Annotated in this window: 28 protein-coding genes and 1 pseudogene; 14 read left to right on the top strand and 15 right to left on the bottom strand. The window is 66.7% G+C overall.

The features are described from left to right. Positions 1-921 (top strand): hypothetical protein (locus ABC271_RS18495; RefSeq protein ID WP_412926275.1); only part of this gene is annotated, 921 nt, incomplete at its 5' end. Positions 922-1,189: 268 nt separating this feature from the next. Here the strand turns inward: ABC271_RS18495 and ABC271_RS18490 are convergent. The 5 genes from ABC271_RS18490 to ABC271_RS18470 all read right to left on the bottom strand — a co-directional run bounded on the left by ABC271_RS18490 (position 1,190) and on the right by ABC271_RS18470 (position 4,838). Then, entirely contained in the window at positions 1,190-1,615 is a 426-nt protein-coding gene (locus ABC271_RS18490) for a hypothetical protein (protein ID WP_005050749.1), read from the bottom strand. A 35-nt stretch (positions 1,616-1,650) separates the two neighbouring features. After that, positions 1,651-2,052 carry a hypothetical protein gene (locus tag ABC271_RS18485; RefSeq protein WP_005050751.1) on the bottom strand — a complete coding sequence of 134 codons (402 nt, stop codon included), beginning with the start codon at positions 2,050-2,052 and terminating at the stop codon, positions 1,651-1,653. After that, positions 2,049-2,873, bottom strand: a complete 825-nt coding sequence (locus ABC271_RS18480; RefSeq protein ID WP_047801722.1) for a hypothetical protein — start codon at positions 2,871-2,873, stop codon at positions 2,049-2,051. Before ABC271_RS18480 ends, ABC271_RS18485 begins: the two co-directional genes overlap by 4 nt. Next, the gene (locus tag ABC271_RS18475) at positions 2,873-4,501 is read right to left on the bottom strand and encodes a hypothetical protein (protein ID WP_005050756.1); all 1,629 of its coding nucleotides are present in this window, start codon (positions 4,499-4,501) and stop codon (positions 2,873-2,875) included. Before ABC271_RS18475 ends, ABC271_RS18480 begins: the two co-directional genes overlap by 1 nt. A 100-nt stretch (positions 4,502-4,601) precedes the next feature. Continuing rightward, entirely contained in the window at positions 4,602-4,838 is a 237-nt protein-coding gene (locus tag ABC271_RS18470; protein ID WP_043340519.1) for a hypothetical protein, read from the bottom strand. 93 nt (positions 4,839-4,931) lie between these two features. Here ABC271_RS18470 and ABC271_RS18465 point away from each other — a divergent pair, with 93 nt between their 5' ends. Next, positions 4,932-5,465: a helix-turn-helix transcriptional regulator gene (locus ABC271_RS18465; protein WP_005050761.1), complete on the top strand. Its 534-nt coding sequence runs from the start codon at positions 4,932-4,934 to the stop codon at positions 5,463-5,465. 5 nt (positions 5,466-5,470) lie between these two features. Here the strand turns inward: ABC271_RS18465 and ABC271_RS18460 are convergent, their stop codons facing one another. Genes ABC271_RS18460 through ABC271_RS18440 form a run of 5 tightly spaced genes read right to left on the bottom strand, consistent with a single transcriptional unit; the run spans position 5,471 to position 8,126 of the window. Beyond that, positions 5,471-6,223 (bottom strand): HNH endonuclease family protein, encoded by a 753-nt coding sequence (locus ABC271_RS18460; protein WP_005050763.1) that lies wholly within the window; start codon positions 6,221-6,223, stop codon positions 5,471-5,473. Beyond that, positions 6,220-6,696: a hypothetical protein gene (locus ABC271_RS18455; protein ID WP_005050765.1), complete on the bottom strand. Its 477-nt coding sequence runs from the start codon at positions 6,694-6,696 to the stop codon at positions 6,220-6,222. Before ABC271_RS18455 ends, ABC271_RS18460 begins: the two co-directional genes overlap by 4 nt. Beyond that, positions 6,696-6,998: a hypothetical protein gene (locus ABC271_RS18450; RefSeq protein WP_005050767.1), complete on the bottom strand. Its 303-nt coding sequence runs from the start codon at positions 6,996-6,998 to the stop codon at positions 6,696-6,698. The genes ABC271_RS18455 and ABC271_RS18450 overlap by 1 nt, the downstream gene beginning before the upstream one ends. Next, positions 6,991-7,242, bottom strand: coding sequence for a hypothetical protein (locus tag ABC271_RS18445; protein ID WP_005050769.1), 252 nt, complete (start codon positions 7,240-7,242; stop codon positions 6,991-6,993). The genes ABC271_RS18450 and ABC271_RS18445 overlap by 8 nt, the downstream gene beginning before the upstream one ends. Continuing rightward, positions 7,242-8,126 (bottom strand): hypothetical protein, encoded by an 885-nt coding sequence (locus ABC271_RS18440; protein ID WP_005050771.1) that lies wholly within the window; start codon positions 8,124-8,126, stop codon positions 7,242-7,244. The genes ABC271_RS18445 and ABC271_RS18440 overlap by 1 nt, the downstream gene beginning before the upstream one ends. A 152-nt stretch (positions 8,127-8,278) precedes the next feature. On the opposite strand from ABC271_RS18440, the gene ABC271_RS18435 reads away from it, so the two are divergent. Together ABC271_RS18435 and ABC271_RS18430 are read left to right on the top strand one after the other, a co-directional pair. After that, the gene (locus ABC271_RS18435; protein ID WP_005050774.1) at positions 8,279-8,938 is read left to right on the top strand and encodes a type IV toxin-antitoxin system AbiEi family antitoxin domain-containing protein; all 660 of its coding nucleotides are present in this window, start codon (positions 8,279-8,281) and stop codon (positions 8,936-8,938) included. Beyond that, on the top strand, positions 8,931-9,989 hold the full coding sequence (locus ABC271_RS18430) for a nucleotidyl transferase AbiEii/AbiGii toxin family protein (RefSeq protein ID WP_005050776.1): 1,059 nt from the start codon (positions 8,931-8,933) through the stop codon (positions 9,987-9,989). Before ABC271_RS18435 ends, ABC271_RS18430 begins: the two co-directional genes overlap by 8 nt. A 5-nt stretch (positions 9,990-9,994) precedes the next feature. Here the strand turns inward: ABC271_RS18430 and ABC271_RS18425 are convergent, their stop codons facing one another. Next, complete coding sequence (locus tag ABC271_RS18425) at positions 9,995-10,150, bottom strand: Lsr2 family DNA-binding protein (protein WP_425488716.1); 156 nt, start codon at positions 10,148-10,150, stop codon at positions 9,995-9,997. On the opposite strand from ABC271_RS18425, the gene ABC271_RS18420 reads away from it, so the two are divergent. Beyond that, positions 10,141-10,584: an SDR family NAD(P)-dependent oxidoreductase gene (locus ABC271_RS18420; RefSeq protein WP_082157159.1), complete on the top strand. Its 444-nt coding sequence runs from the start codon at positions 10,141-10,143 to the stop codon at positions 10,582-10,584. The two genes, ABC271_RS18425 and ABC271_RS18420, sit on opposite strands and share 10 nt — an antisense overlap. 85 nt (positions 10,585-10,669) lie before the next feature. Here ABC271_RS18420 and ABC271_RS18415 read toward each other — a convergent pair whose 3' ends face one another. From ABC271_RS18415 to ABC271_RS18400, 4 genes are all read right to left on the bottom strand, one after another. Further along, positions 10,670-11,062, bottom strand: coding sequence for an SDR family oxidoreductase (locus tag ABC271_RS18415; protein WP_005050794.1), 393 nt, complete (start codon positions 11,060-11,062; stop codon positions 10,670-10,672). Positions 11,063-11,113: 51 nt separating this feature from the next. After that, positions 11,114-11,779 (bottom strand): N-carbamoylsarcosine amidohydrolase, encoded by a 666-nt coding sequence (locus tag ABC271_RS18410; protein ID WP_005050795.1) that lies wholly within the window; start codon positions 11,777-11,779, stop codon positions 11,114-11,116. Then, on the bottom strand, positions 11,776-12,081 hold the full coding sequence (locus tag ABC271_RS18405; RefSeq protein ID WP_005050797.1) for a polysaccharide deacetylase family protein: 306 nt from the start codon (positions 12,079-12,081) through the stop codon (positions 11,776-11,778). The genes ABC271_RS18410 and ABC271_RS18405 overlap by 4 nt, the downstream gene beginning before the upstream one ends. A gap of 260 nt (positions 12,082-12,341) precedes the next feature. Then, positions 12,342-13,738, bottom strand: a protein-coding gene (locus ABC271_RS18400) for an IS3 family transposase (RefSeq protein ID WP_370428832.1) whose coding sequence is annotated in 2 segments (ribosomal slippage) — positions 12,342-13,402 and positions 13,402-13,738 — 1,398 coding nt in all. Because the reading frame shifts where the segments join, the coding sequence is not laid out codon by codon here. Positions 13,739-13,862: 124 nt separating this feature from the next. On the opposite strand from ABC271_RS18400, the gene ABC271_RS18395 reads away from it, so the two are divergent. From ABC271_RS18395 to ABC271_RS18355, 9 genes and pseudogenes are all read left to right on the top strand, one after another. Further along, positions 13,863-15,116, top strand: coding sequence for an aromatic ring-hydroxylating dioxygenase subunit alpha (locus tag ABC271_RS18395; protein ID WP_005054956.1), 1,254 nt, complete (start codon positions 13,863-13,865; stop codon positions 15,114-15,116). Continuing rightward, complete coding sequence (locus tag ABC271_RS18390; protein ID WP_005054954.1) at positions 15,113-15,700, top strand: 3-phenylpropionate/cinnamic acid dioxygenase subunit beta; 588 nt, start codon at positions 15,113-15,115, stop codon at positions 15,698-15,700. Before ABC271_RS18395 ends, ABC271_RS18390 begins: the two co-directional genes overlap by 4 nt. After that, the gene (locus ABC271_RS18385; RefSeq protein ID WP_005054953.1) at positions 15,697-16,023 is read left to right on the top strand and encodes a hypothetical protein; all 327 of its coding nucleotides are present in this window, start codon (positions 15,697-15,699) and stop codon (positions 16,021-16,023) included. Before ABC271_RS18390 ends, ABC271_RS18385 begins: the two co-directional genes overlap by 4 nt. Positions 16,024-16,026: 3 nt before the next feature. Next, the gene (locus tag ABC271_RS18380; protein ID WP_005054951.1) at positions 16,027-16,224 is read left to right on the top strand and encodes a ferredoxin; all 198 of its coding nucleotides are present in this window, start codon (positions 16,027-16,029) and stop codon (positions 16,222-16,224) included. Further along, the gene (locus ABC271_RS18375; RefSeq protein ID WP_005054949.1) at positions 16,221-17,432 is read left to right on the top strand and encodes an NAD(P)/FAD-dependent oxidoreductase; all 1,212 of its coding nucleotides are present in this window, start codon (positions 16,221-16,223) and stop codon (positions 17,430-17,432) included. Before ABC271_RS18380 ends, ABC271_RS18375 begins: the two co-directional genes overlap by 4 nt. 112 nt (positions 17,433-17,544) lie before the next feature. Then, positions 17,545-17,697: pseudogene (locus tag ABC271_RS18370) on the top strand (helix-turn-helix domain-containing protein); the annotation flags it as partial. 42 nt (positions 17,698-17,739) lie between these two features. Beyond that, on the top strand, positions 17,740-18,285 hold the full coding sequence (locus tag ABC271_RS18365) for an IclR family transcriptional regulator (RefSeq protein ID WP_223159176.1): 546 nt from the start codon (positions 17,740-17,742) through the stop codon (positions 18,283-18,285). A 161-nt stretch (positions 18,286-18,446) separates the two neighbouring features. Continuing rightward, the gene (locus tag ABC271_RS18360; RefSeq protein WP_005054944.1) at positions 18,447-19,169 is read left to right on the top strand and encodes an alpha/beta fold hydrolase; all 723 of its coding nucleotides are present in this window, start codon (positions 18,447-18,449) and stop codon (positions 19,167-19,169) included. A 16-nt stretch (positions 19,170-19,185) separates the two neighbouring features. Next, positions 19,186-20,100 (top strand): alpha/beta fold hydrolase, encoded by a 915-nt coding sequence (locus ABC271_RS18355; RefSeq protein WP_005054941.1) that lies wholly within the window; start codon positions 19,186-19,188, stop codon positions 20,098-20,100. The last annotated feature ends 797 nt before the right edge of the window (positions 20,101-20,897 follow it).

Here is a 20,897-nt window from a genome sequence, read left to right as displayed (position 1 = left end):
CGGCTCAGCCTGATCGTTCCCATCCGCAGCCAGTTCGCCGATCGCGACGAGTCACTGCGGAAGTTCTACGAGCGGCGGTTCGATGCGATCTGGGTGAGCACCTTCCAGGAACGCCCGGCTGCCCTGTTCCAGGTGAAGGTGCGCAGCACGATCATCACCGCCGCCGGGTATGGCAGCGTCTCCGAGCTGCACACGACGCTCACCCACAGCTGGATCGAGGCGTTCCGTCCGCATCTGATGGCGACACTGCGGTATTCGCTTCGGCCCGCCGGCTCGCGGACCCCGAACTGGATGCGCGCCAGCAGCGACGCGATGTTCGAGCTGATCGACACGCTGCTTGCGAAGGGCACGATCTCCTCGACGCCGCTTGTCCGTGTGAGCGACTACTCCGTCGGTTTCAAGAAGACCGCCACGTACTTCCTGAGCACGTACACGGTGCCGCCGGTCACCTACGACAAGACCACGCACGCCACGGTGCCCCTCAACGAGGGGAAGCTGTTCGTTCAGAACCGGAAGGACCAGCTCGCGGCCAGCGCGATCGCGGCGTCGCGGCTGGCGTTCCTGTGGTGGACGTTCACGGGCGACTGCTTCAACGTCACCAAGGGCACGATGTCGCAGATCCCATTCTCCCCGCACGCTTACGGGCAGGACACGTTCGATGCTCTGGTGGAGCTCGGCGAGAGGATCGAGGAGGCGCTGCCGGCCGTGCGCTCCTGGGATCTCAACTCCGGGAAGTACGTGGGCGGGTACGCGATCCCCGAACTGCGTCATCTCACCGGTCAGGCCGACGAGATCATGCTGGAGGCGATCGGCCGCATCGATCTGCTGCCGGAGATCCAGTACGCCCACGCCCGGATGTACAAGAGCACCGGGATTTCCGCGACGACACTGCGAAAGTTGCCGTTCGAGGTCGAGGTGTGACGCGCGACATCCGCACGGGTCCTTTGCCCTCGAGCGACTGCGATCGTTCGTCCGGGTCAGGATCCTCTGAGTGATGGATATGACAGGTAGGCGCTACCGGATGAGTTGACCCATCTCCCAGTCGCCGAGAGGGATCGTCCGACAAGTTCTGTCAGCGGTCCAAGCGGGACGGTGGCGGTCAGGTTGATCATCGCCGCACAGCATAGAACGCGTTCTCGAACTCGATGGGCGGGACGACACACCGACAGCGGTGGGGTGCCTACCCTTCTCAGGCGGAGTCACGGAGCGAGGTGACAAGCTCCGCGGGGAGGGCAAAGACCTTCTCGAGCAACGGGAGAAGGTCCCGGACTGCCTCGAGGTGCTGCTCTTCGGTCAGATCGTCGATCGCCGGAGGCTCGTCGCCAGTCCAGCCGATCGCTTCCGCCACGATCGTCAGGGACCAGGAGTCCCACCTGAGCCGCCCCTCGGATCGCAGCTGCTCCCGGAACTGACCGAGCACGCCCACGGGCTGAAACGCATTGCGATCGCGCGCGAGCTCGTCGCGAACGTACAACATCGCCGTTTCGAAACCGAGCAGGAACGTGTGCACTCGCTCGAACGTGACGGGCTGCCCGATATACATTCCGGATCGCTTCACGAATGCCTCGGCGATCGAGTAGACCGGCAACTCGGCCGGCCCGTTAGTTTCACTCATCTCGACTTCCCTGCCAGCAGCTCAGGAGACGGTCATTACCCGCGGCGCCGTTTGCGGCCCCAGTAGGCGCGAAGCGCAACGGTGACGATCTCGTCCTTGGTGAGGCGGTCGCCGCGGCTGGCTGCATCCTGCTTGGCCCAGTCCATCAGTTCAAGCGCGTCGTCGGGGAGACGGATCGAGACGGGCTTCTTCTGGACGTAGACGACGTTGTAGGGCCCCCGCTTCTTCTTCGCCGGCGGTGGCGTCTCCGCCTCGGCCGACTCAGGAGGCGTCGCGCTCGCCGCTGCCGGCTTCTGGCTTGCGCGAGGTGCGCGTGCGGGTGCTTCGGACGTCGCTGCCTGGTCGACGTCGCTGGTGACTTCCTCAGCGGGGGGCGCGGCCTTGCGTGCGCGGGGCTTCGCTGCAGCTGTGGGCTTCTTCGGGGCGGCCATGGTCACTGACCACCTCCTCGGTTTCCACGGCGGCGAGCGCGGCGCTCCTCGATGCGCCGCTTCTCTTCCATGCTGATGAGCTCCGCCGGCGACAGCGAGCGGGGGCGGCGAGTGCGGCCGCGCTCGGCCTGCCTCTGGTACTCGGTCGTCTTGGCCGTGCTGACGACGTTGAGGGTGACGCCGGTGATGGTGTCGCGGCTGGTGTCGAGGTTCACGTATCGGTTCTTCGACTCTTCGCGGAACCAGCCGAGGGCGTCGCCGCCGTTCTCGTGGATGCGCTTGAGCATCGTCGAGGCGTTGTACGAGTTGACCTCCATCACGCGGCCGTTGGAGAAGGTCAGGTGGGCGGTGATCTGCTTCTGCTTGTCGTGGGACTGGCCCTTGGCGGCGTTGCGGACCTGCTTGATCAGTTCGGCGTTCGCCTGCTCGCGGCCCTTCGCGGTGCGGCCCTTGGGGATGCGCATCTCGATGTACCGGTCGCCCCCGGTGGCGTATGCCACGTCGACGCGCAGCCGACCACCCTGGCGACCCTCAACGTAGGTGCCGCTGAGGTCTTCGGGGATGACGGGCTTGGCGCCGGCCTTGCCTCGCACGGGGGCGATCGAGCCGTCCTTGCGCCGGCGCCGCGGCGGGACGTGGGTGAGGCGTCCGGTGTCAGCGAGCTCCTGGAGCGCCTGGCGGTAGAGGGCGCCGCTGGTTTCGCCGTTGAGGATCTTGCGGACCATTCGAGGCGAGCGGTGCAGCTCCTCGGCGATCTCGGCCGTGCTGATGCCCTTGCGCCGCAGATCGCGGATGAGGTCTTGGGCGGTGCGCTGCTGGTCAGCCATCAGCCCTTCTCCTCTGCCTGCTCGAGCGCCTTGGCGATGCCGGCCCGCTCGGCACGTGCTTTCAGCGCGTCACGCTGCCGCAGCGTCTCCGGCGTGATGAAGGATCCGTTGAGGTAGCCCTGCAGGCGCAGGCGCCCGGTCTTGCCGTCGTCGCCGCCGCCGATGAACCGGTCCGGCAGGGACCACGCCGGCAGCTTGGTCGTGTAGATCGCATCACCCTGGATGCCGATGAGCGTCGAGGGGTCGACCGTGAGAGCACCGGAGGTGTAGCCGCCGAGGGAGCTGGGGCCGTGGAGGACGCGAGCGCGTGCGCGACCCCAGACCTGGGCGGCGAGCTCCGGGTGGTAGAAGCTTCGGGTGCGGTCGTTCGGGCGCGACGGGATGCGATAGATCCAGAGGTTGCCCTGTCGCAGCATCTTGGCCCTGTACTCGGGCGGGACGTCATCGGGCGACGCGGCGACGCGGGTCTCGTCGCGGCCCGCGGCGGCGAATGCACCGATCGAGTGCAGCATGATGTTCCGCAGCGCGGCGAGCACAGCGCGGCGCAGGTCCGGGTGCATCTCGTCCTGCAGCTGGACTCGCTCGCGGGCGCGCGTCATGCGCTCGGTGAAGGTGTCTAGAGGCTTGGCCTTGCGGAACACCACGGCCTCGTGAGGGCGGATCTCCCACCCGTGCTTGAGGGCGACGTGGATCTCGCTGCCGTCGGCCCAGGTGTCGTGCACCGCTCCGGGCCGGTTCGGATAGAACCAGCCTTCGCGAACGTCCAGGTGCTTCACACCGAGCAGGCCAACGTGGTTCCAGCCCTGAGGGACGCGGAACCGCACGTGGAAGCGGGCGCGCGCGTAGGGGTCTTGCTCGAGCAGCTCGTACGCGGCGGCCTGGTTCAGCCGGATCGCGGGGCCGATACCGAGCTCGCGCCCGACGCCGGCGAACATGAACCGGCCGTCGACGTAGGCGAACTCGCTGATCTTCTTCGTCTTGGCCGGGTCGATCAGCGGGACGCAGTCCTCGTGCTTGGCGAACGACTCCCCCGCGACCAGGTGGTCGTAGTGGTGCAGGCCCGAGGTGAAGTGGATCTCCTGGGCGATGTCGTCTTCGACCGGCACGGGGTTGATGTTCTTCGGCAGCGACAGCGCCCACAGGTTCGTTCCGGTGGCGGCAGGGCTGTTGAACAGGCGCGCGTTCTCGTCGGCGTGGCGAATGATCGACGCGGTGACGTTCCAGGCCAGACGAGCCTGGGCAGGGGTCAGCGGCCCGTCGCCGAACCACTCCTCCGCGGTGCGGACTTCGATCTTGAAGCCGGTGACCGCGTGCTCGAACCGACCGGTGGGCGGGCCGTTGTTGACCCAGTGGGCTCCGGGCTTCCAGTTCGGGGTCTGGACGTACAGCCAGTGCCGCACGCCAGGCGCAGGCTCGGGGCGCTTCCCGGTCAGCATGATGCGGTTAGCGCCGTACGAGGCAGCCGTGTCGAGCAGGTCCGTCAGGTTGGGGTTCTTGCGGCGCTCGCCGATGACGGGGCGAACGGGCGTGCCGGCGTCGGTGACGCCTTGCCCGGTGGTCTGGTCGACCCAGATCGTGGGCACGTCCTTCGGCGTCCACGGCTTGGGTCGGTAGTTCAGCTCGTCCATCTCACCCCCTCATTCGTCAGGTTATATTAGTCAAGAGTGCTTGAAAATTGCAATCAGATTTCGCAGTCGACGGGCGCTCCATGAAGGTCTGGCGGGGTCGCTAGGACGCGAGGCGGCCGCCGTAAGAGCGCCCGCGTCCGTGGTAGGACTTCTGCGCCTTCCGCAGCCCTTCCTCGGTCATCCCCAGCAGGAGGGCGATCTCTCGCTGGGTCAGCTCGGCCGCGCGCGCCTCGTCGACGACTTTGCCGCGGCGTTCGCGCAGCTCGTCCGCTTGCGCGAGCTGCTGGCCGATGCGACGGAGCTCCTCACGGATGGCGTCCGCGTCCTTGTTAGCCATGCGCCCCAGCATCCCCAACCAAGTTGGGTCTGGTTGCCGCGGCGCGCCGTAACCGCGAAAGTGGTTATATTCATCCAGCTGAGAGGAGCGCTGATGACCGGACGGCACCTCACCACGGCGGACGTCGCCGAGAAGCTCGGCGTGTCCGTCGTCGCGGTCTACAAGATGCGCTCCATCAGCAACAAGCTGCGCAGAGCCGGCCAGGAGGGTCCTCTGCTCCCCGAGCCGGTTGCCATAGAAGGCAACTCCCCGCTCTACGACGAGGCCGCGATCGACGCATTCGCGCAGGAGCGCGCGCGCAGGGCGCCCTCGCAGCGCGGCCGCCGGCCGCGACTGATGCCGGGACTGGCGCGCGATGCGGCTTTCGCGGAGCGGTTGCGGGCGGCGATCGCGGACGGGGCGGGGGCGCCCGAGGTTCCCACGCAGGCGGCTCTGATCGACCTGCTCGGCTTGAACGTCGTCACGTTCGGTGAGCGGATGCGAGGGCGCACCCGCTGGACCGACGCCGAGCTCGAGGTGATCAGGCGCACCCTCGGTGTCGACACGACGGATGCGAACGAGGTCGTAGACCGCGCTCGCGCGGCCAAGCGTCAGGCGCGCGCGGCGAGATCCCACGCGGGTTCGTAGCGGCTTCACGACATGCTCCCGCTCTCGTCGCTGGCTTGCTGGGCAGCGCAGGTTGAGAGCGTGTCCACGAGCGCACCGCGGTCGGCTTCGTCGACCGCGAGGTGCCAGGTGTCGACGATCTCCGTGTAGCGGGCGACGTAGGTGCACACGTAGTCGGCGTTCGATGGCAGCCACAGGGCTGGCCCGTGGTCGTTCTTGGCCGCATTCGTGTTGCCATCGACGGCGACGATGTTGTCGAACGAGTTGGCGAACTGAATGCGCTGCTGCTCGGTCCACGCCCACGCGCCCCCGGCGTGCGCCGCCGAAAGGCTGACGATGTGGTCGATCTGGACGCCGGAGCTTCCCGGGGCTCCAGGGGCGGCGATCCGGTCGTGCTCGAACTCAATGCGTGTGCCCGTGTACGGATCGGGGTCGAGCACGCCGGAGAGCACCGTGCAACCGTCACGGACGACGTCCTGCAGCTGGACGGCGAGGAGATCGTCTCGCTGATCGCAGCCGTTTCCCTCGATGTCGATCCAGCGCTCGCCGAACGTGGCGCGGCGATACTCGGGAATCTCCTCGGTGGGATCGATCAGCGGCAGCTCCTGCGCGACTGCGGCGAGCGCGGTGTAGTCGTAGGTCGGGTCCGGGGCGGGTGCCTGCGGGCGCGTCCATGTGTCGATCCAGGAGGTGATGCCCAGCTGGTGGGCGCCGAAGCCGAGCGCGAGAGCTGCGACCGCGGCGAGGGCTGTGCTGGCGCGGCGGGTGCGTCGGTTCATCTGCGCTCCTTTGCCTGTGCGGTGTCGGCTTGGTCGAGCAGCAGTATGGTTCGGGCGATCTGGGTGCGTGCCTCGTCGATGACCTCGAGGGTTTCGTCGTCGGCGTCGAGCTCTGAGAGTGCGTGGCTCTGGCGGCGGAGCTGGTCGCCGAGGTGGAACATGCCGGCACTGAGGAGGACCTCGGCGAGCGCGGCCGCGCGGGCGCCTTGGTGGTCGGCGCTGACGGCGAGGTCGTCGATGATCTCGATGAGGGTTGCGCGGGATCCCATCGTTGGGTCTTCTCCTGGAGTGAGCTCGCGGAGCGCTTCACGGTTGAGCAGCGTCTGGAAGAGCCTGTGCATCCGTTGGGTGAGGGGGCGGCCGTCGCGGCGGGTGCAGTTGAGCGCGAACTCGCGGAAGCTCCATCGGACGGTGACGGGTGTGCCGGTCTGGATGGTCATGGCTTCCTGGAGGCGCACGGCGATGTCGGTCATCAGTGCTCCTCGGTTCGGCCCAGGTGGGGGATCTGCTTGAGGTGGGCGCCGCGGCCGTTGCCGAGCTGGGGGGAGATCGCGCAGCTGGGCAGGTGCAGTCTCGCGTTCGGCCCGTGGCCTGCTGCCGCGTGGGGTGTGGGCTGCCGCGTTGGCCGGGTGTGCCGGGCGCCTCGCTGAGTCAGCGGGAGGGGGTTGAAGCGCAGCGACAGGGCCCAGCGATGGCCGCCGAGCGCGCGGACGACCCGCAGCCACTCTCCCTCTTTGGTGGAGTCGATGGTGAAGGTGTTCGGCTGGTCAGACATCTGCGGCTTCTTTCGGTGCGAAGGGGCTGTTCTTGGCGTCGCGGAGCATCTGCCGGGTGATCGGCTCGGTCTCCTCGAGCGAGGCGAGCGAGAAGTAGTGGCGGCGGGCGCGGGCCGCTTCGGTGCAGGTGAGCAGCTGGCGGTTGCCGTGGTTCGGGCATCCTCCCTTGCTGCGGCATCCGGCCAGGTAGCCGGCGGTGGTGCCGTGCAGGGCGGCTTCGAGGATGTCGAGCGTCTTGCTCATCAGGCGGCCTGCCGGAGTCCGAGGTCGTCACGGTCGCGGTCGATGGTGCGGACGTCGACGCCGAGCAGGTCGCTGAGCTGGGTGAGGCTGAGTCCGCGTTCGGTCCCGCGTCGGGTGGCTTCGAGGCGCTCGTCTCGGGTGAGGCGGACGTTCTGGCCGGCGAGAGCGAGCTCGATCGCGATCTCGTCGAGCAGGGGTTCCTGCCCGGCTGTGGGCGGTGCCGGGTCGGTGTCGATGTCGTCCCAGGCCAGCGGCGGCAGCCAGCCGTGCCGGCGTGCGACCGTGAGTGCGTAGGAGCGGCCGACCCGCTGCGCTCGGGTGTGGGTGGGGGGCTGCTGGTCCCAGAGCTCGTCGTAGAGCGCGGCGATGTCGTCGTGGACACGGATGTCCACGTAGGCGCCTTCGAGTGCCTTGTTGACCTTCCAGCGCGGGTAGCCGAGTCGGCGTGCGATCTCGTGGTGGTTCCATCCGATCGCGGCCAGAGCCTGGAGGCGCCGGCGGGTGCCGCGGCCGTTGACTCGGCCCTGCGCGGCGAGAGTGCTGCTGTCGGGGGTGACTGCGAGGAGTTTGCGGGCGGTGGCGCCGGTGACGAACCGTGCCGTCTCGCTGTTGAGCAGGCGACGGACCGTGGCGCCGCCGACGCCGGCGCTGATGGCGATCCGTTCGGGGATCATCCCGGTGTCGACCAGTGCCTGCAGGTGCTGCCGGATCGGCTCGATGGGTTGGTGCGCGTCCTGGTATCGCCCGTAGGCCAGGAGACGGTAGCGGTCGCGGCGGCGGCGCGCGTTGCCGTCCATGCAGGCGCGGCACCCGCAGAGGTGGACGACGTAGCAGGTGGAGGTCAGCCCGTGCTTGTGGTCCGGCGGGCAGGTGTGGGTCCGCATCTTCTCCTCCTCACAGATGGTTATATTCCCGAATATAACCCGTTCCCGAGGGTTTGGAACCCCCTCACTGCTAAGGGGTGGCCCCAGAGGCTCGAAGTCGACAATCTGAACGAGCTACAACGTTTGTTGCGGTTTCTCGCTACACTGTGCGCATGGCAGGATCAACTTTCGCTCGTCTGGGCGAGCTCGCGTCACAGCGTTGGGGCCTGGTGACCACCGCCCAGGCGCTCGAGGCTGGCGTGGCGCGCCCGACCCTGACGCGCCTCGCCAACAGCGGCGCGCTCATCCGCGTCGCGCGCGGCGTCTACCGCCTCGCCGGCGCGCCAGAGCACGAGCAGGAGGCGATCCTCGCGACCTGGCTCGCCCTCGGCGGCGCCGACCGTCCCCGCACAGACACCGGCGTCCCGCCCGTCGTCGCCGCAGGCCAGACGGCCGCGCAGCTGCATGGCATCGGCGACTGGTTCCCCGGGCCACTCGAGTTCGTCGTTCCCACCCGCCGCGGTACCCGCCTGGACGGGGTGCGGCTCCGCACCCGCGAGCTCGCGCCCACCGAGGTGGTCTCCGTCGACGGGATGCCGACCATGAGCGTCGAGCGCACGATCGCCGACCTGATCGAGCAGTGGGTCGACCGCTCCCTCGTCGCCGATGCGCTCGCCGACGCCGCGGACGCGGGAAAGCTGCTCTCCCCCGCCCGCCTGACCGAGTATCTGGAGCCGCTGGCCAAGCCCAACAAGTACCCCTCGGGTGCCGCGCTCGCGGCTGATCTGCTCGCTCTTGCGGGCGTCGACGCGGTGGTGCCGGCCGATGCCTGAGCCCGACGGCTACAAAGACTGGACGGGGCTTGCGCAGGCGATCAAGGCGGCCGCGACGAAGGCAGCCGGTGACGGCGCGAGCGCGCTGGATGTGAATGCGCAGATCGTGCAGGCACAGCACGATCGTTTCCTCAGCCGGGTCTTTGCGGAGGGGGAAGAGTCCGAGTGGCTGCTCAAGGGCGGCACGGCGATGCTCGCCCGGGTGCCGAAGTCACGGTCGACGAAAGACCTGGATCTGGCCTCGACCGGCGCCGCCGATCTGGATGCCGCGCAGCAGGCGCTCGAGCAGGCAGCCGCGCGTGATCTCGGCGACCATGTGCGGTTCCAGCTCACCCGTGCCCGTGCGACCGGGCGAGGAGAGAACCAGCCGGGTGTCGCGACCCGGCGCCTGGTGTTCACATGTCTGGACGCGAACACCGGCCGGAGGATCTCCGACATCCCCATCGACGTGGTCGTCGGCCCTCCCCCGGTCGGCCGCGTCGAGACGATCGAGCCGTCGACGCGGCTGCAGCTGGGGCGGCCGGTCCCGTCGCACCCCTACCGGCTGTTCCCGATCTCCGATCAGGTCGCGGAGAAGGTCACTGCGACGATGAGCACCTACAACGGCCGCCCCAGCAGCCGCGCGAAAGACCTGGTGGACATCGTCACCATTGCACGCACGCAGCGCGTCGACCTGCGCGAGCTGCAGATGGCCATCGACGCGAAGCGTGCACTGTCAAAGCTCGACTCGTTCACTACGTTCACGGTCCCGGACGGTTGGGACGGTCCCTACCGGGTGCTCGCGGCCGGCACGCCCTCAGCCGGCGGGATCACCGATCTGGGTGAGGCCGTGGCTCTCGCGCGTCAGCTGATCGATCCCGCGCTCGCCGACGCGCCCGTGCAACCGGGGACGGTCTGGGTCCCTGGCTCAGGCTGGACACAGAACCCTCCGCCGCCGGAGCCGGGCGGCAGCGGATCCCCTTCGGGGGAGGTCCACGTGCGCGCGCACGTGCGCTCCGGTTATCCCGTCACGGAGCACTGGCGCGCAGCGCGCGGCTCAGCCCAGGAGTGACCGCGTCAGTGCGCCGCGTCGTACGCCTCGAGGATGGACGCGGGAACCCTGCCGCGATCGCTGACCTGGTGTCCGTTCTGACTGGCCCATTCACGCACCGTGTTGAGATCGGCCCGTCCGCCCCGCGACGTCCTCGCCGGACGCCGGGTGGCTGCGCCGATGCGGCGCGCGCTCTTGGCCCAGGCCTCGAACTCGAGATCGATCTCGAGTTGCTTTCCGTCGATCGCGAAGGTCGCGGGATCGAGCCGCTCGCCAGGTCGCGCACACCACCGCGAAGGGCGGCGTCATCGCGATGACGAAGTCGCTCGCTGCGGAGGGCGCCCGCTACGGCGTCCGCGCGAACTCGATCTCGCCTGGCTTCGTCAGCACCCCGGCGACGGACAAGGCGGTGGATGCGGAGGGCAAGGCCTGGCAGGTCGGCAACGCGCTCATTCAACGCCCCGGCACGGGCGAGGACATCGCGTACATGCCGCTCTACCTGGCCTCCGACGAGTCCTCTTGGGTGACCGGACAGAACTACAGCGTCGACGGCGGCGCGACCGCCGGGTGGCGGAACGACAGCGAGACGGACCGACTGGCCGCGAAGAACGGCTGACACGCGGGTCGCGGCGCGACCGGTGACGGACGTGAGGCACGGTGTCAGCTGACACCGTGCCTCCCGTCCGTCGTGGCCACCTCGTCTAAATCGCGAGGTACCCGCCGTCGACGGCGAACTGCGCGCCGGTCGCGAAGGCGGCCGCGTCGGAACCGAGCCACGCGACCATCTCGGCGATGTCGTGCGGCGTGCCGAGTCGGCCGATCGGGTGCTTCGTCAGCAGCGCGTCCTTGAAGCCGGGGTAGGTCTCCTCCAGCGCGTCTATCATTGGCGTCTGGATCACCCCGGGCAGCACTGCGTTCACGCGGATGCCTTTGTCGGAGTACTCCACCGCGGCGGCTCGGGTGAGGCCGATGACGCCGTGCTTCGACGTGACGTAGGCGGACTGGTGGGCGATGGCGACCTGCCCGAGGGACGAGGCGGTGTTGATGATGGATCCGCCGCCCTGCGCCAGCATCTGCGGGATCTCGGCCTGCACGCCGGTTCAATATTCCGCACAGAGGAAGTTGGCCCCACGGCGTTACTGCAGTCAATCGTTCTGTTGCGCAAGCCCCCGCAGGTAAGCACGTGCGTCGTCGAGGCTGACGACATCGCCGTACTTCGCGTCGATGTCAAAGAGGCTGGCCAGGTGCGGAAGGGCTGCCCGGTCGCCGACTGCCTCTTCGACGACGATGGTGTGGAAGCCGTAGGAGCAGGCGTCAACCGCCGAGGCGCGCACGCACCCACTGGTGGTGCAGCCGACGATGATGATGGTGTCGACACCCCGTGAGATCAAGCGTGCGGCGAGATCAGTTCCGAAGAAGCAGGATGCGTACTTCTTCACCAGGGTCATCTCGTGGGGCAGCTGGCCCAGCCTGCTGTCGACCTCCACCCATTCGCTGCCCTCCACCAACAGGTGGTTGGACGGGATCTTCTTGATCCAGAGCCCCGCCTCCTGCAATTCGGTGTCGTACGCGACCGTCGAGAAGAAGATGGGGATCTCGAGTTCACGGGCGGGGACGAGTAAGGCATTGGTGGCGGCCAGCTGTGACTCCAGTTCGCCTGACAGGGGCGAACGGCTGTCCGTGAATCCGGTGATCAAGTCGACGATCAGCAGCGCCGGCTTCTCGCCGTAGCCGATCCGGCCGCCCAATCCCTTGGCCTTGAACTCGTCGCGCAGCCGTGCGTACTCATCGATCAGCTCCGTATTCGTCACGAATCGGCTCTCCTGTTCCCCGTCGACTGATAGTGCGCCGCGATGGCATCGCTCGTCGTCACCCAGACACCATCGTGAGACGTGATGTGCTCGAGGGCCCGATCAAGGTAGCGGTGGCGGAACGGCTGGCCGACGATGAACGGGTGCAACGGCAGCGACATGACGCGACCCGAGTGCTCGGAGTCTGAATAGAGCTGATCGAACTGGTCGATCACCGCTTCCAGGAACTGCGGGCCGGTATAGCTCTTACTCACGAACATCGTCACATCGTTGAGTTCTATCGTGTAGGGAACGCTGAACATCCCGTCGACGTTCAGCGGATACGGCTGATCGTCGTTCGTCCAGTCCAGGACGTAGTCATACCCCAGCTCCCGAAGGATCCGGCTGCAGCATCGCGGTACCGCCGAAGATGCTCGTGGAGGGCTTGTCGATCTGATAGTGCTCGATGTTCAGCCCGACATAGAACGCCACTCGGGCCCCATTCGGCCACGAAATCGTCGGTCGCTCCGTGATCGGGCTGTAATCGAAGCGGAAAGTGTCAAGGCGGGTGAGACAGATTCCGTCAGGCGGTCTGTATGAGGGCCTCCTGTGAGGGCTGGTTGATCCAGGCGGCCTCGGGCAGCTTGGGCGCCTGGGGTCGGCGGTGGCCGAAGCGCTCGGGACGGGCGGCGTAGGCCGCGTCCAGGGTGGCCTGGCGCTGGGCGCGGACCTGCCCGGCGGTGCCGAAGTGGACGCTGGCGGGGGTGTGCAGCCCGATCCCGCAGTGGCGGTGCTCGTGGTTGTAGTAGGCGAAGAACTGCTCGGCGAACGCGCCGGCGTCGGCCAGGGACCCGAAGCGCTCGGGGAAGACCGGGGCGTACTTCAGCGTCTTGAACGCCGCCTCGCTGTAAGGGTTGTCGTTCGACACGTGCGGGCGGGAGTGCGACCTGGCCACCCCGAGGTCGACGAGCAGCTGAGCGACCGGTTTGGAGGTCATCGAGGTCCCGCGGTCGGCGTGGATCGCCTCCGGCACGCCATGGATGCCCATGGCGTGCTCGAGCAGGTTCTTGGCGATCTCGGCGTCCTCGCGGGCCGCGATGGTCCAGCCCACGACGAACCTGGAGAAGATGTCGAGCACGACGTACAGGTCGTAGTACACGCCCCGCTCCGGCCCCTTGAGCTTTGTGATGTCCCAACTCCACACCTGCCCCGGCGCCGTCGCGACGAGCTCGGGCCGGGTCCGGGGCGGGTGGCTCGCCTGCCGGCGCCGTTCCCCGGCCATGTCGTGCTCGCGCAGGATCCGGTGCATCGTGGACATCGAGCACAGGTAGGTGCCCTCGTCCAGCAGCGTGGCCCAGACCTGGGCGACCGACTTGTCCGCGAACCGCTGGCTGGTCAACACGGCCAGCACGTGGGCCCGCTCGGCGGCGGACAGCTTGTTCGCCGGTGCCGGCCGCGGTGTCCGTGGACGTGGCGGTGGCGGGTTCTTGGCCCGGTAGTGACTGGCGCGGGAGCGACCCAGCAGCGCGCACGCAGCCGCGGTGCCGACGTGCTCGGCCAGCCCGTCGACGGCCGGGTTGATCACCGCGGCGACCGCGGCGGCTTGTCCGCGCTCTCGGAGAGCGTCTCCAAGAGCGCGTGTGCTTTTCCCATCAGGTCCAGCGCCGCCCTGGTCTTGGCCAGCTCGGCCTCGGCCTTCTCCGCCCGGGCCCGTAGCGCCTGCAGCTCCCGCTCGCGCCGGTCCCGCGGCTTGCTGCCCAGCCCGGACAGCGAGCCGGCGGCCGCGGCCTTGCGCCACTCGATGATGTGGGAGGTGTACAGGCCCTCCCGGCGCAGGATCTCCCCACGCCCAGAGCGGTCCGCGGCGTCGTACTCGGCCAGGATCGCCGCTTTGAACTCGGCGGTGAACGTCCGCCTCTTGGGCCGGTCAGCACGAGGAGCCATAGCCCCATCATCGGTGCCGACGTCAGCAACCGTCATCGTCATCTCAGTATTGGTCCGTTCTCGCCCCGTGCAGTGCGAAGGTCAGCAGTGCTGGTGTCTCACCCCATCCTGACGCACAGGGCTCGAGCGGGAGCGCTTGTTCAGTCGCGCGTGGATCTTCGTGGGTCACGAATCAGAGATCCCTCAGCCCGGCGACTACGTGGTGCGGCGAGTGCTCGACGACTCGTTCATCGTGGTGCGCGACGAGAGTGGCTCCGTCAAGGCGATGTTCAACATGTGCCTGCACCGAGGAATGCAGGTGTGCCGGGCGGAAATGGGCAACGCCTCGCACTTCCGCTGCCCGTATCACGGCTGGTCGTACCGCAACGACGGACGAATCGTGGGGCTGCCGTTCCACGAAGAGGCGTACGGTGGCGAGGCTGGCTTCAATCGCAAGGGAGCCCGCCTGCTTCCGGCGCCGAGCCTCGACAGCTACAACGGGTTGATCTTCATCAGCATGGATCCGGATGCGCCACCGCTGATCGACTACCTCGGCGATTTCGCTTTCTATCTCGACTACTACACGAAGCAGAGCTCCTCGGGCATCGAGCTCCGCGGCCCGCAGCGCTGGCGGGTGAAGGCGAACTGGAAGATCGGCGCAGAGAACTTCGCCGGCGACATGTACCACACGCCACAGACCCACACCTCGGTGGTCGAGATCGGCCTCTTCCGCGAACCGAAGGCGGAGAAGCGTAAAGACGGCAACACGTACTGGGCGGGCAACGGCGGAGGCACGACCTACAAGCTTCCGGAGGGAACGCTCGAGGAGCGGCTGCGCTACGTGGGCTACCCCGACGAGATGATCGACCGGATGAAGGAGGTCTGGTCCCAGGACCAGCTCAATGTGATCGGCGAGAACGGCTTCATGATCTCGGCGGCCTCGATCTTCCCGAACATGAGCTTCGTGCACAACTGGCCGAAGGTGGAAGACGGCGACGACGTGCTCCCGTTCATCTCGATCCGTACCTGGCAGCCGATCAGCGAGAACGAGACCGAGGTGCTTTCCTGGTTCGCCGTCGACGCAGCGGCACCGGAGGAGTTCAAGGCTCTGTCGTACAAGGCGTACCTGATGTGCTTCGGCAGCACGGGGATGTTCGAGCAGGACGATGTGGAGAACTGGGTGTCCCTTACGAACACCGCGAAAGGGAATATGGCGCGGCGCTTGCTGCTGAACAGCCGGATGGGCGTGCTGAAAGACGGCAGATTCGTCGTGGAGCCGCTCGGACCGGACGCGTTCTCTGGCCCGGGCGTGGCCCACGTCGGTTACGGAGAGTACAACCAGCGGCATCTGCTCGAGCGCTGGGCGGACTACCTCGAGACGGAGCCGACCGCGCTGATCATCTCGTCGGTGGGGATGCCGGAGGGGCTGTCATGACCGAGGCGCGCTGGGTTCGACTGAAAGAGTCGCCGCTCGGAGCACATACGACCAAAGCCACGCGGGTGGGGAGTTCGTTGTCGTTCTCGGACGGCCTGCATCTGGAGACGCACAGGTGGCTCGTCGAAGAGGCATACATCCTCGACGAGCAGCGGTACGAGGACTGGCTCGACCTCATCGCCGACGATGTGCACTACATCATGCCCGTGCAGGTCACTACCGCGCTCGGCGCCGGGTACTCGACGTCTCCGGGCATGGCGCATTGGGACGAGAACAAGTACTCCCTGAGCCGGCGGGTCGCCCGCTTCCTCACGGAACACGCCTGGACAGAGGATCCGCCCTCCCGGCTCCGTCACTTCGTCACGAACGTGCGCACCTTCGAGAGCGACGTCCCGGGCGAGGTCGTCGTCGATTCTGCGGTGCTTCTTTTCCGCAGTCGCGGCGACGTGCACGAGCCCGCGGTGATCTCGGCCGGCCGCGAAGACGTTCTGCGACGTGTCGGCGGCGGGTTGCAGCTCGCACGCCGAACCATCACGGTCGACGAGTCGGTCTTGCGCACACAGAATCTGGCGATCTTCCTATGAAACTCGAATGGGAAGGCGAAGAGGACGACCGCATCGCGGCCATCGCAGCAGCAGACGAACGTCAGCGGCTCGAAGACCAGCGGGTAGGGGCTCCGATCTCGATCGCCAATGAGTTCTCGGAGATCCGGGTATCTCGCGTGGAGACACGCAACGGCTCCCGGCTCCTGATCGAGTCGCCGCGATCCGGGCAGTGGGTCGCTCTCGATCCGCTCGAGCTCGAGGCGCTGACCTGGCAGACTACGGCGACGTTCTCCGCCATGATCGCCCAACCGTTCGCACCGATGTTCCCTGAGATAACGCCTGAAGAAGCAGGAGAGGAGTGACACATGCCTGTCGTGAAAGCGGATCTCGGGCTCTGTCAGGGCTACGCCAACTGCATCATGGCCGCGGGAGACTATTTCGATCTCGATGACGACGGCGTCGTGATCCTGCTCAGAACAGAGGTCGACGAGGCCGACCGGAAACGGGTCACCGAGGCGGCGAACAGCTGCCCGGTTTCCGCGCTCCGGGTGGAAGACGAATGACGACAGCGATTGTCGGTGCGTCGATCGCGGGGGTACGGGCCGCGCAGGCGCTTCGGGCAGAGGGGTATCGCGGAGACGTTGTGCTCATCGGCTCCGAGCCCGTGCTGCCCTACGACAAGCCGCCGCTGTCGAAGGGATACCTCGTCGGTGCAGGTGCAGCCGAGGTCACGCTCCTCACGGCGGCGGAGGCGCTCGAGCTTAACATCGACCTTCGTCTCGGTGTGCCGGCGGTAGGTCTGGACCGTGCGTTGTCGGAGCTCCGGCTGGCGAATGGACGGCGGGTCGGCTTCGATGACCTCGTGGTGGCGACCGGCGTCCGCGCGCGGCCGTCGCCGTGGGGTGAAGGCGAGGGAATCCATGTGCTGCGGACACTCGACGACGCAGACCGGCTGCGCGCCGAGCTAGTTCCCGATCGCAGGATCATCGTCATCGGAGCGGGCTTCATCGGCGCCGAGGTCGCCGCGACCGCTCTTGGGCTCGGAGTCGATGTCACCCTGGTCTCGGCGACACGCGACCTGATGTCACGCCGGCTCGGTGACGAGATTGGCGCCCTCTTCTCGCAGAAGCACTCCCGGCATGGCGTACATGCGGTTCTCGGACGGACGGTCGCGCAGATCGACGGTGCGAAGGGAGACTTCCGCGTGCTCCTGGATGACGGTTCCGAGCTCCACGGTGATGTCGTCGTCATCGGCATCGGGGCAGTGCCGAACGTCGAATGGCTCGAGGACTCAGGGCTCGAGATCGACGACGGTCTCGTCTGCGACGAATTCCTCACGGCACTCGGCGCCCCGGAAATCCATGCGATCGGCGATGTTGCGCGGTGGCGGCATCCGGTTCGCGGCGATCTCACCCGTCTTGAGCACTGGACGAATGCGGTCGACCAGGCGCGCTGTGTCGCGCACAACATCGCTCATCCCGACGACCGACGCTCATATCTGCCTGTCGAGTATGTCTGGAGTGACCAGTTCAACTGGAAGCTGCACATCGTCGGTCGCACGACGGCAGTCAACCCCGAGATGGTGACGGACCCTCGAACACCCGACCGGATCGCGTCTCTGTACTCTCAGAATGGTCTGTCATTCGACGGGGCAGTGGTACTGAATTGGCCCCGCGCTCTCGTCGAAGTCCGCCGGTCCATCGCAGCGGGATCGTCGCTTTCCGACGTTCGTGTACGACTGGGCCGGCTGCTCGAATCGGCGTCCGGATAGACCTGGACGGGATCGCCTTGCCCTTGATGGCGGCCCTGAGGGCCGGCAGGAACGATACAGTTTCTGTTGTGCAGAGAAATAGAGCAGCCGACGGAGTCGATGCGGCTCCGCAATACCGATCGAGTCGGTCGACAATGCCCTGAAACTCCTGCTCCTGCTCGGTGAGAAGAACGAACTTCGACTGACGGACGCCAGCAAGCACCTGGGTGTCGCGACCTCAACGGCGCATCGCATCCTCGCGATGCTTCAATGGCGAGGATTCGTGCGGCAAGACCCGCGAACGAAGACATACGGGCCAGGGCCGTCGTTGACCACGATCGCCTTCTCGGTGCTGAGAAAGATGGACATCCCGCAGATCGTGCAACCGATCCTCGAGGAACTCAGCCACCAAGCCGGCGAGACGGTTCACCTCGGCACGCTCGACGGCAACTCCACTCGCTTTCTCGCAGTCTCGGAACCGACGACGGCGGTGCGAGTCGCTTCACGGTTGGGCAAGGAGATGCCGGCCCATTGCACCTCCACGGGAAAGGTTCTCCTGGCGCAGCTCCCGCGAGAACAATTGGACCGTCTCTACCCCGACGAGCAACTCTCACAGGTGACTCCGCAGTCGATCCGTACCAAGACCGAGCTCCTCGCACAACTGGATCTTGTCGCGAAGCAGGGCTATGCAACGAACCGGGAGGAGAGCGAGGAGGGCGTGGCCTCGGTGGCCGTGGCCGTTCCCTCGGCGAGCGGGCTGCGGTTGGCGATCAACGCATCTGCCCCGGTGTTCCGCTTGCCTCCCCGCAAGGTGAAGACCCTCGTCGCACTCCTCGATGAGGCAGCCGTACGTCTGGCCGACCTGACCTCCTGAAGGCTCGTCGTCTCTTTCCCCTGCGACCTGGTGCAGGGGTCGTTCGGCGCGTTCTGAAGAGAGCTCGAGCCATGCTGGACTGTTGGCGCCGCGCAAGCTATTGTGTCTTCTAGTTAGGAACAAGTTCTGCTCAGCAGATAAATATGCGAAGAGGATGATCAATGCAGATCGTACTGGTGCACGGCGGATGGGTAGGCGGCTGGGTGTGGGACGGCGTCGCCGACGAATTGCGCAGAATGGGGCACGAGGTGATCGCGCCGACGCTGCGCGGTCTCGAAGACGGTGACGTGGACCGCTCCGGCGTCACGATGAGCATGATGGCGCGCGATCTGATCGATCAGGTAAGAGAGCTCACCCAGCTCGACATCGTGCTCGTCGGTCATAGCGGCGGAGGTCCGCTCATCCAACTCGTCGCTGAGGCGATGCCCGAGCGCATCGGCCGGGTCGTCTTCGTCGACGCCTGGGTGCTGCGCGACGGCGAGACCATTAACGACGTGCTCCCCGATCCGTTGGTCGCAGCGACGAAGGCGCTTGCGAGTCAGTCCGACGACAACACCATCGTCATGCCGCCTGAGCTCTGGGCCGCGTCTATGCAGGACATGTCCCCGTTCGAGCAGCAGCAGCTCGCCGCGCTCGAGCCGAGGCTCGTCCCAGCGCCGGCAGGCTGGTCCGATGAGCCGATCCGCCTCGACCGGTTCTGGGCGAGCAGCATCCCGTCAAGTTATGTGTTCCTCGCTCAGGACCAGGCCGTTCCCGCTGAGATCTACCAGGCCGCGGCCGGGCGGCTTGATAGTCCGCGCACGATCGAGATCGACGGAAGCCATTTGGTGATGCTCACGCATCCGGAGAGGCTCGCACGGGCCCTCGACGCCGTCATTGCCTAACAGGCCTGGGGAAGCTATGGATTCGATTTCACGCCCAGACGACGTCGCGCCGATCTCGTACACCGAACTGGCGCCGTCGGGTGCGCCTGCTCGGTGGATCGTCCTCGTGCACGGGGGTGGTGCCTCGAACGAGTACTATCTCGAGACGCCCGACGGCCGACAGGGCTGGGCGGCACGATTCGTATCGCATGGCTACGGTGTGCTGGTGGTGGACTGGCTGGGGTTGTCCTATGAGGCGGCCCAACACGTCGATGATCGTGCGGCGTCTGCGCGGCTGGACTATGAGAGCGTGTGCCGAGGGATGGGCGTGTTCCTCTCTGGTCTCGGCCGGAACGTCGTGCTGGTCGTGCACTCGATGGCAGGTCCGATTGGCTTCCGCCTCCTAGAGACGCATGGCGATCTCATCGACGGGCTCGTAGCCGTCGCTCCGGGCCCGCCTGGAAATATACAGGCGGTGCCCGAGATCGTGAGGGAGTCCGACCAGGAGGTCTCCATCCGTGGAGCGGCCATCGACTGGACCATCCCGAAGATGGGTTTCTGGGAACCCACAAGCGCCTTCGTGAACGACAAGGCCATCGGACCCAGCCGGCGGTTCCCCCGCGAGTGCATCGAGGTGTTCCGCCGCACCCTTCGGCCGATCCCGGCCCGGATGCTTTATCAGCGTCAGAACATCGGTGGGAGCCAAATGAGGATCGGGCCGACCGACGCGTTCACGAACAAGCCGATTCTCGTCTTCACGGGTGGAGCCGATACCGACCACCCCTCGCAGCTGGATCAGGACATCGTGGCCTGGCTCACCGATCAGGGCGCCGCCGTCACCTTCTGGTCGTCCGAACTGCCTCTTCTCGCTGGGAACGGCCACTCGCTGATGGTCGAAGACAATAGCGACGAGATCGCTGACGAGATCGCGCGGTGGATCACGGCGCTCTGACTCGCCACCGTATCGTCCCGGCCATTATTTCAGCCGACCCGACGTCCCCAACAGCGGAGGAGAACGCCAGTCGTTTCCTTCGTGTCACTCGAGGGAACGCTGTGCCAGCTCGTTGCCGACTACGACTTGGTCGATCGGGCCCTTGCTCGAACTCCTCATTTCATACGTCTGGCGATGGACTCAAGGGAGATGTTCGCCGACGGCCGCGTGCAACTCCAGGTCATCGGTGGACAGCTGAGGCGTCTGCCACGACGCATCGAGACGATCGGTTCGCAGCTCGAACGGAACGTTCGGGCTGAGCATAAGGATGTTCCGAGACCTCCAGGAACGCGGATGGATCGGTTCGTTGGTCGGGGAGCTGACGACCACCCTGGTTGGCGTGGCGCTTATCGTCGCTGCGGTGCTACTTTCGGTCTCGGGGGGTGGCCCCCAGCTCGCCCCGACGTCGCACTCCTACCGTTCCTAGGGGCGGGGTGGTCGGCCTCGCGGGCAGGCTCCTCGTGCTGAGGCCGCTGCGCACCTCCTTGATGCGCACCACGCTGATCGCCGGATCCTGGCAAACTATCCCGCGACGCGAATTCGCAGGGGGTGTCGGCGCGACTTTCGATCGACGTACAGTGCCGTCCGTTAAACGATCGGTTCGTGCGACCGAACTGTCGAACGCCTGTGCATCGCTGCGGCGAGTTCCTCATGGCGCAGTACCTGGGTTTCGCTTCCGGAAGAAGATTTCACGAACCCCAGCGACACGGTGTTGCGGTGACGTTCGACGAAAGAGAAGAAGGATGGCCCGGCGAATC

The sequence above is a fragment of the Microbacterium canaveralium genome (assembly GCF_047238045.1).
In the GTDB taxonomy this organism is placed as follows: Bacteria; Actinomycetota; Actinomycetes; order Actinomycetales; family Microbacteriaceae; genus Microbacterium.
This window is presented reverse-complemented; position numbering and strand designations above follow the sequence as displayed.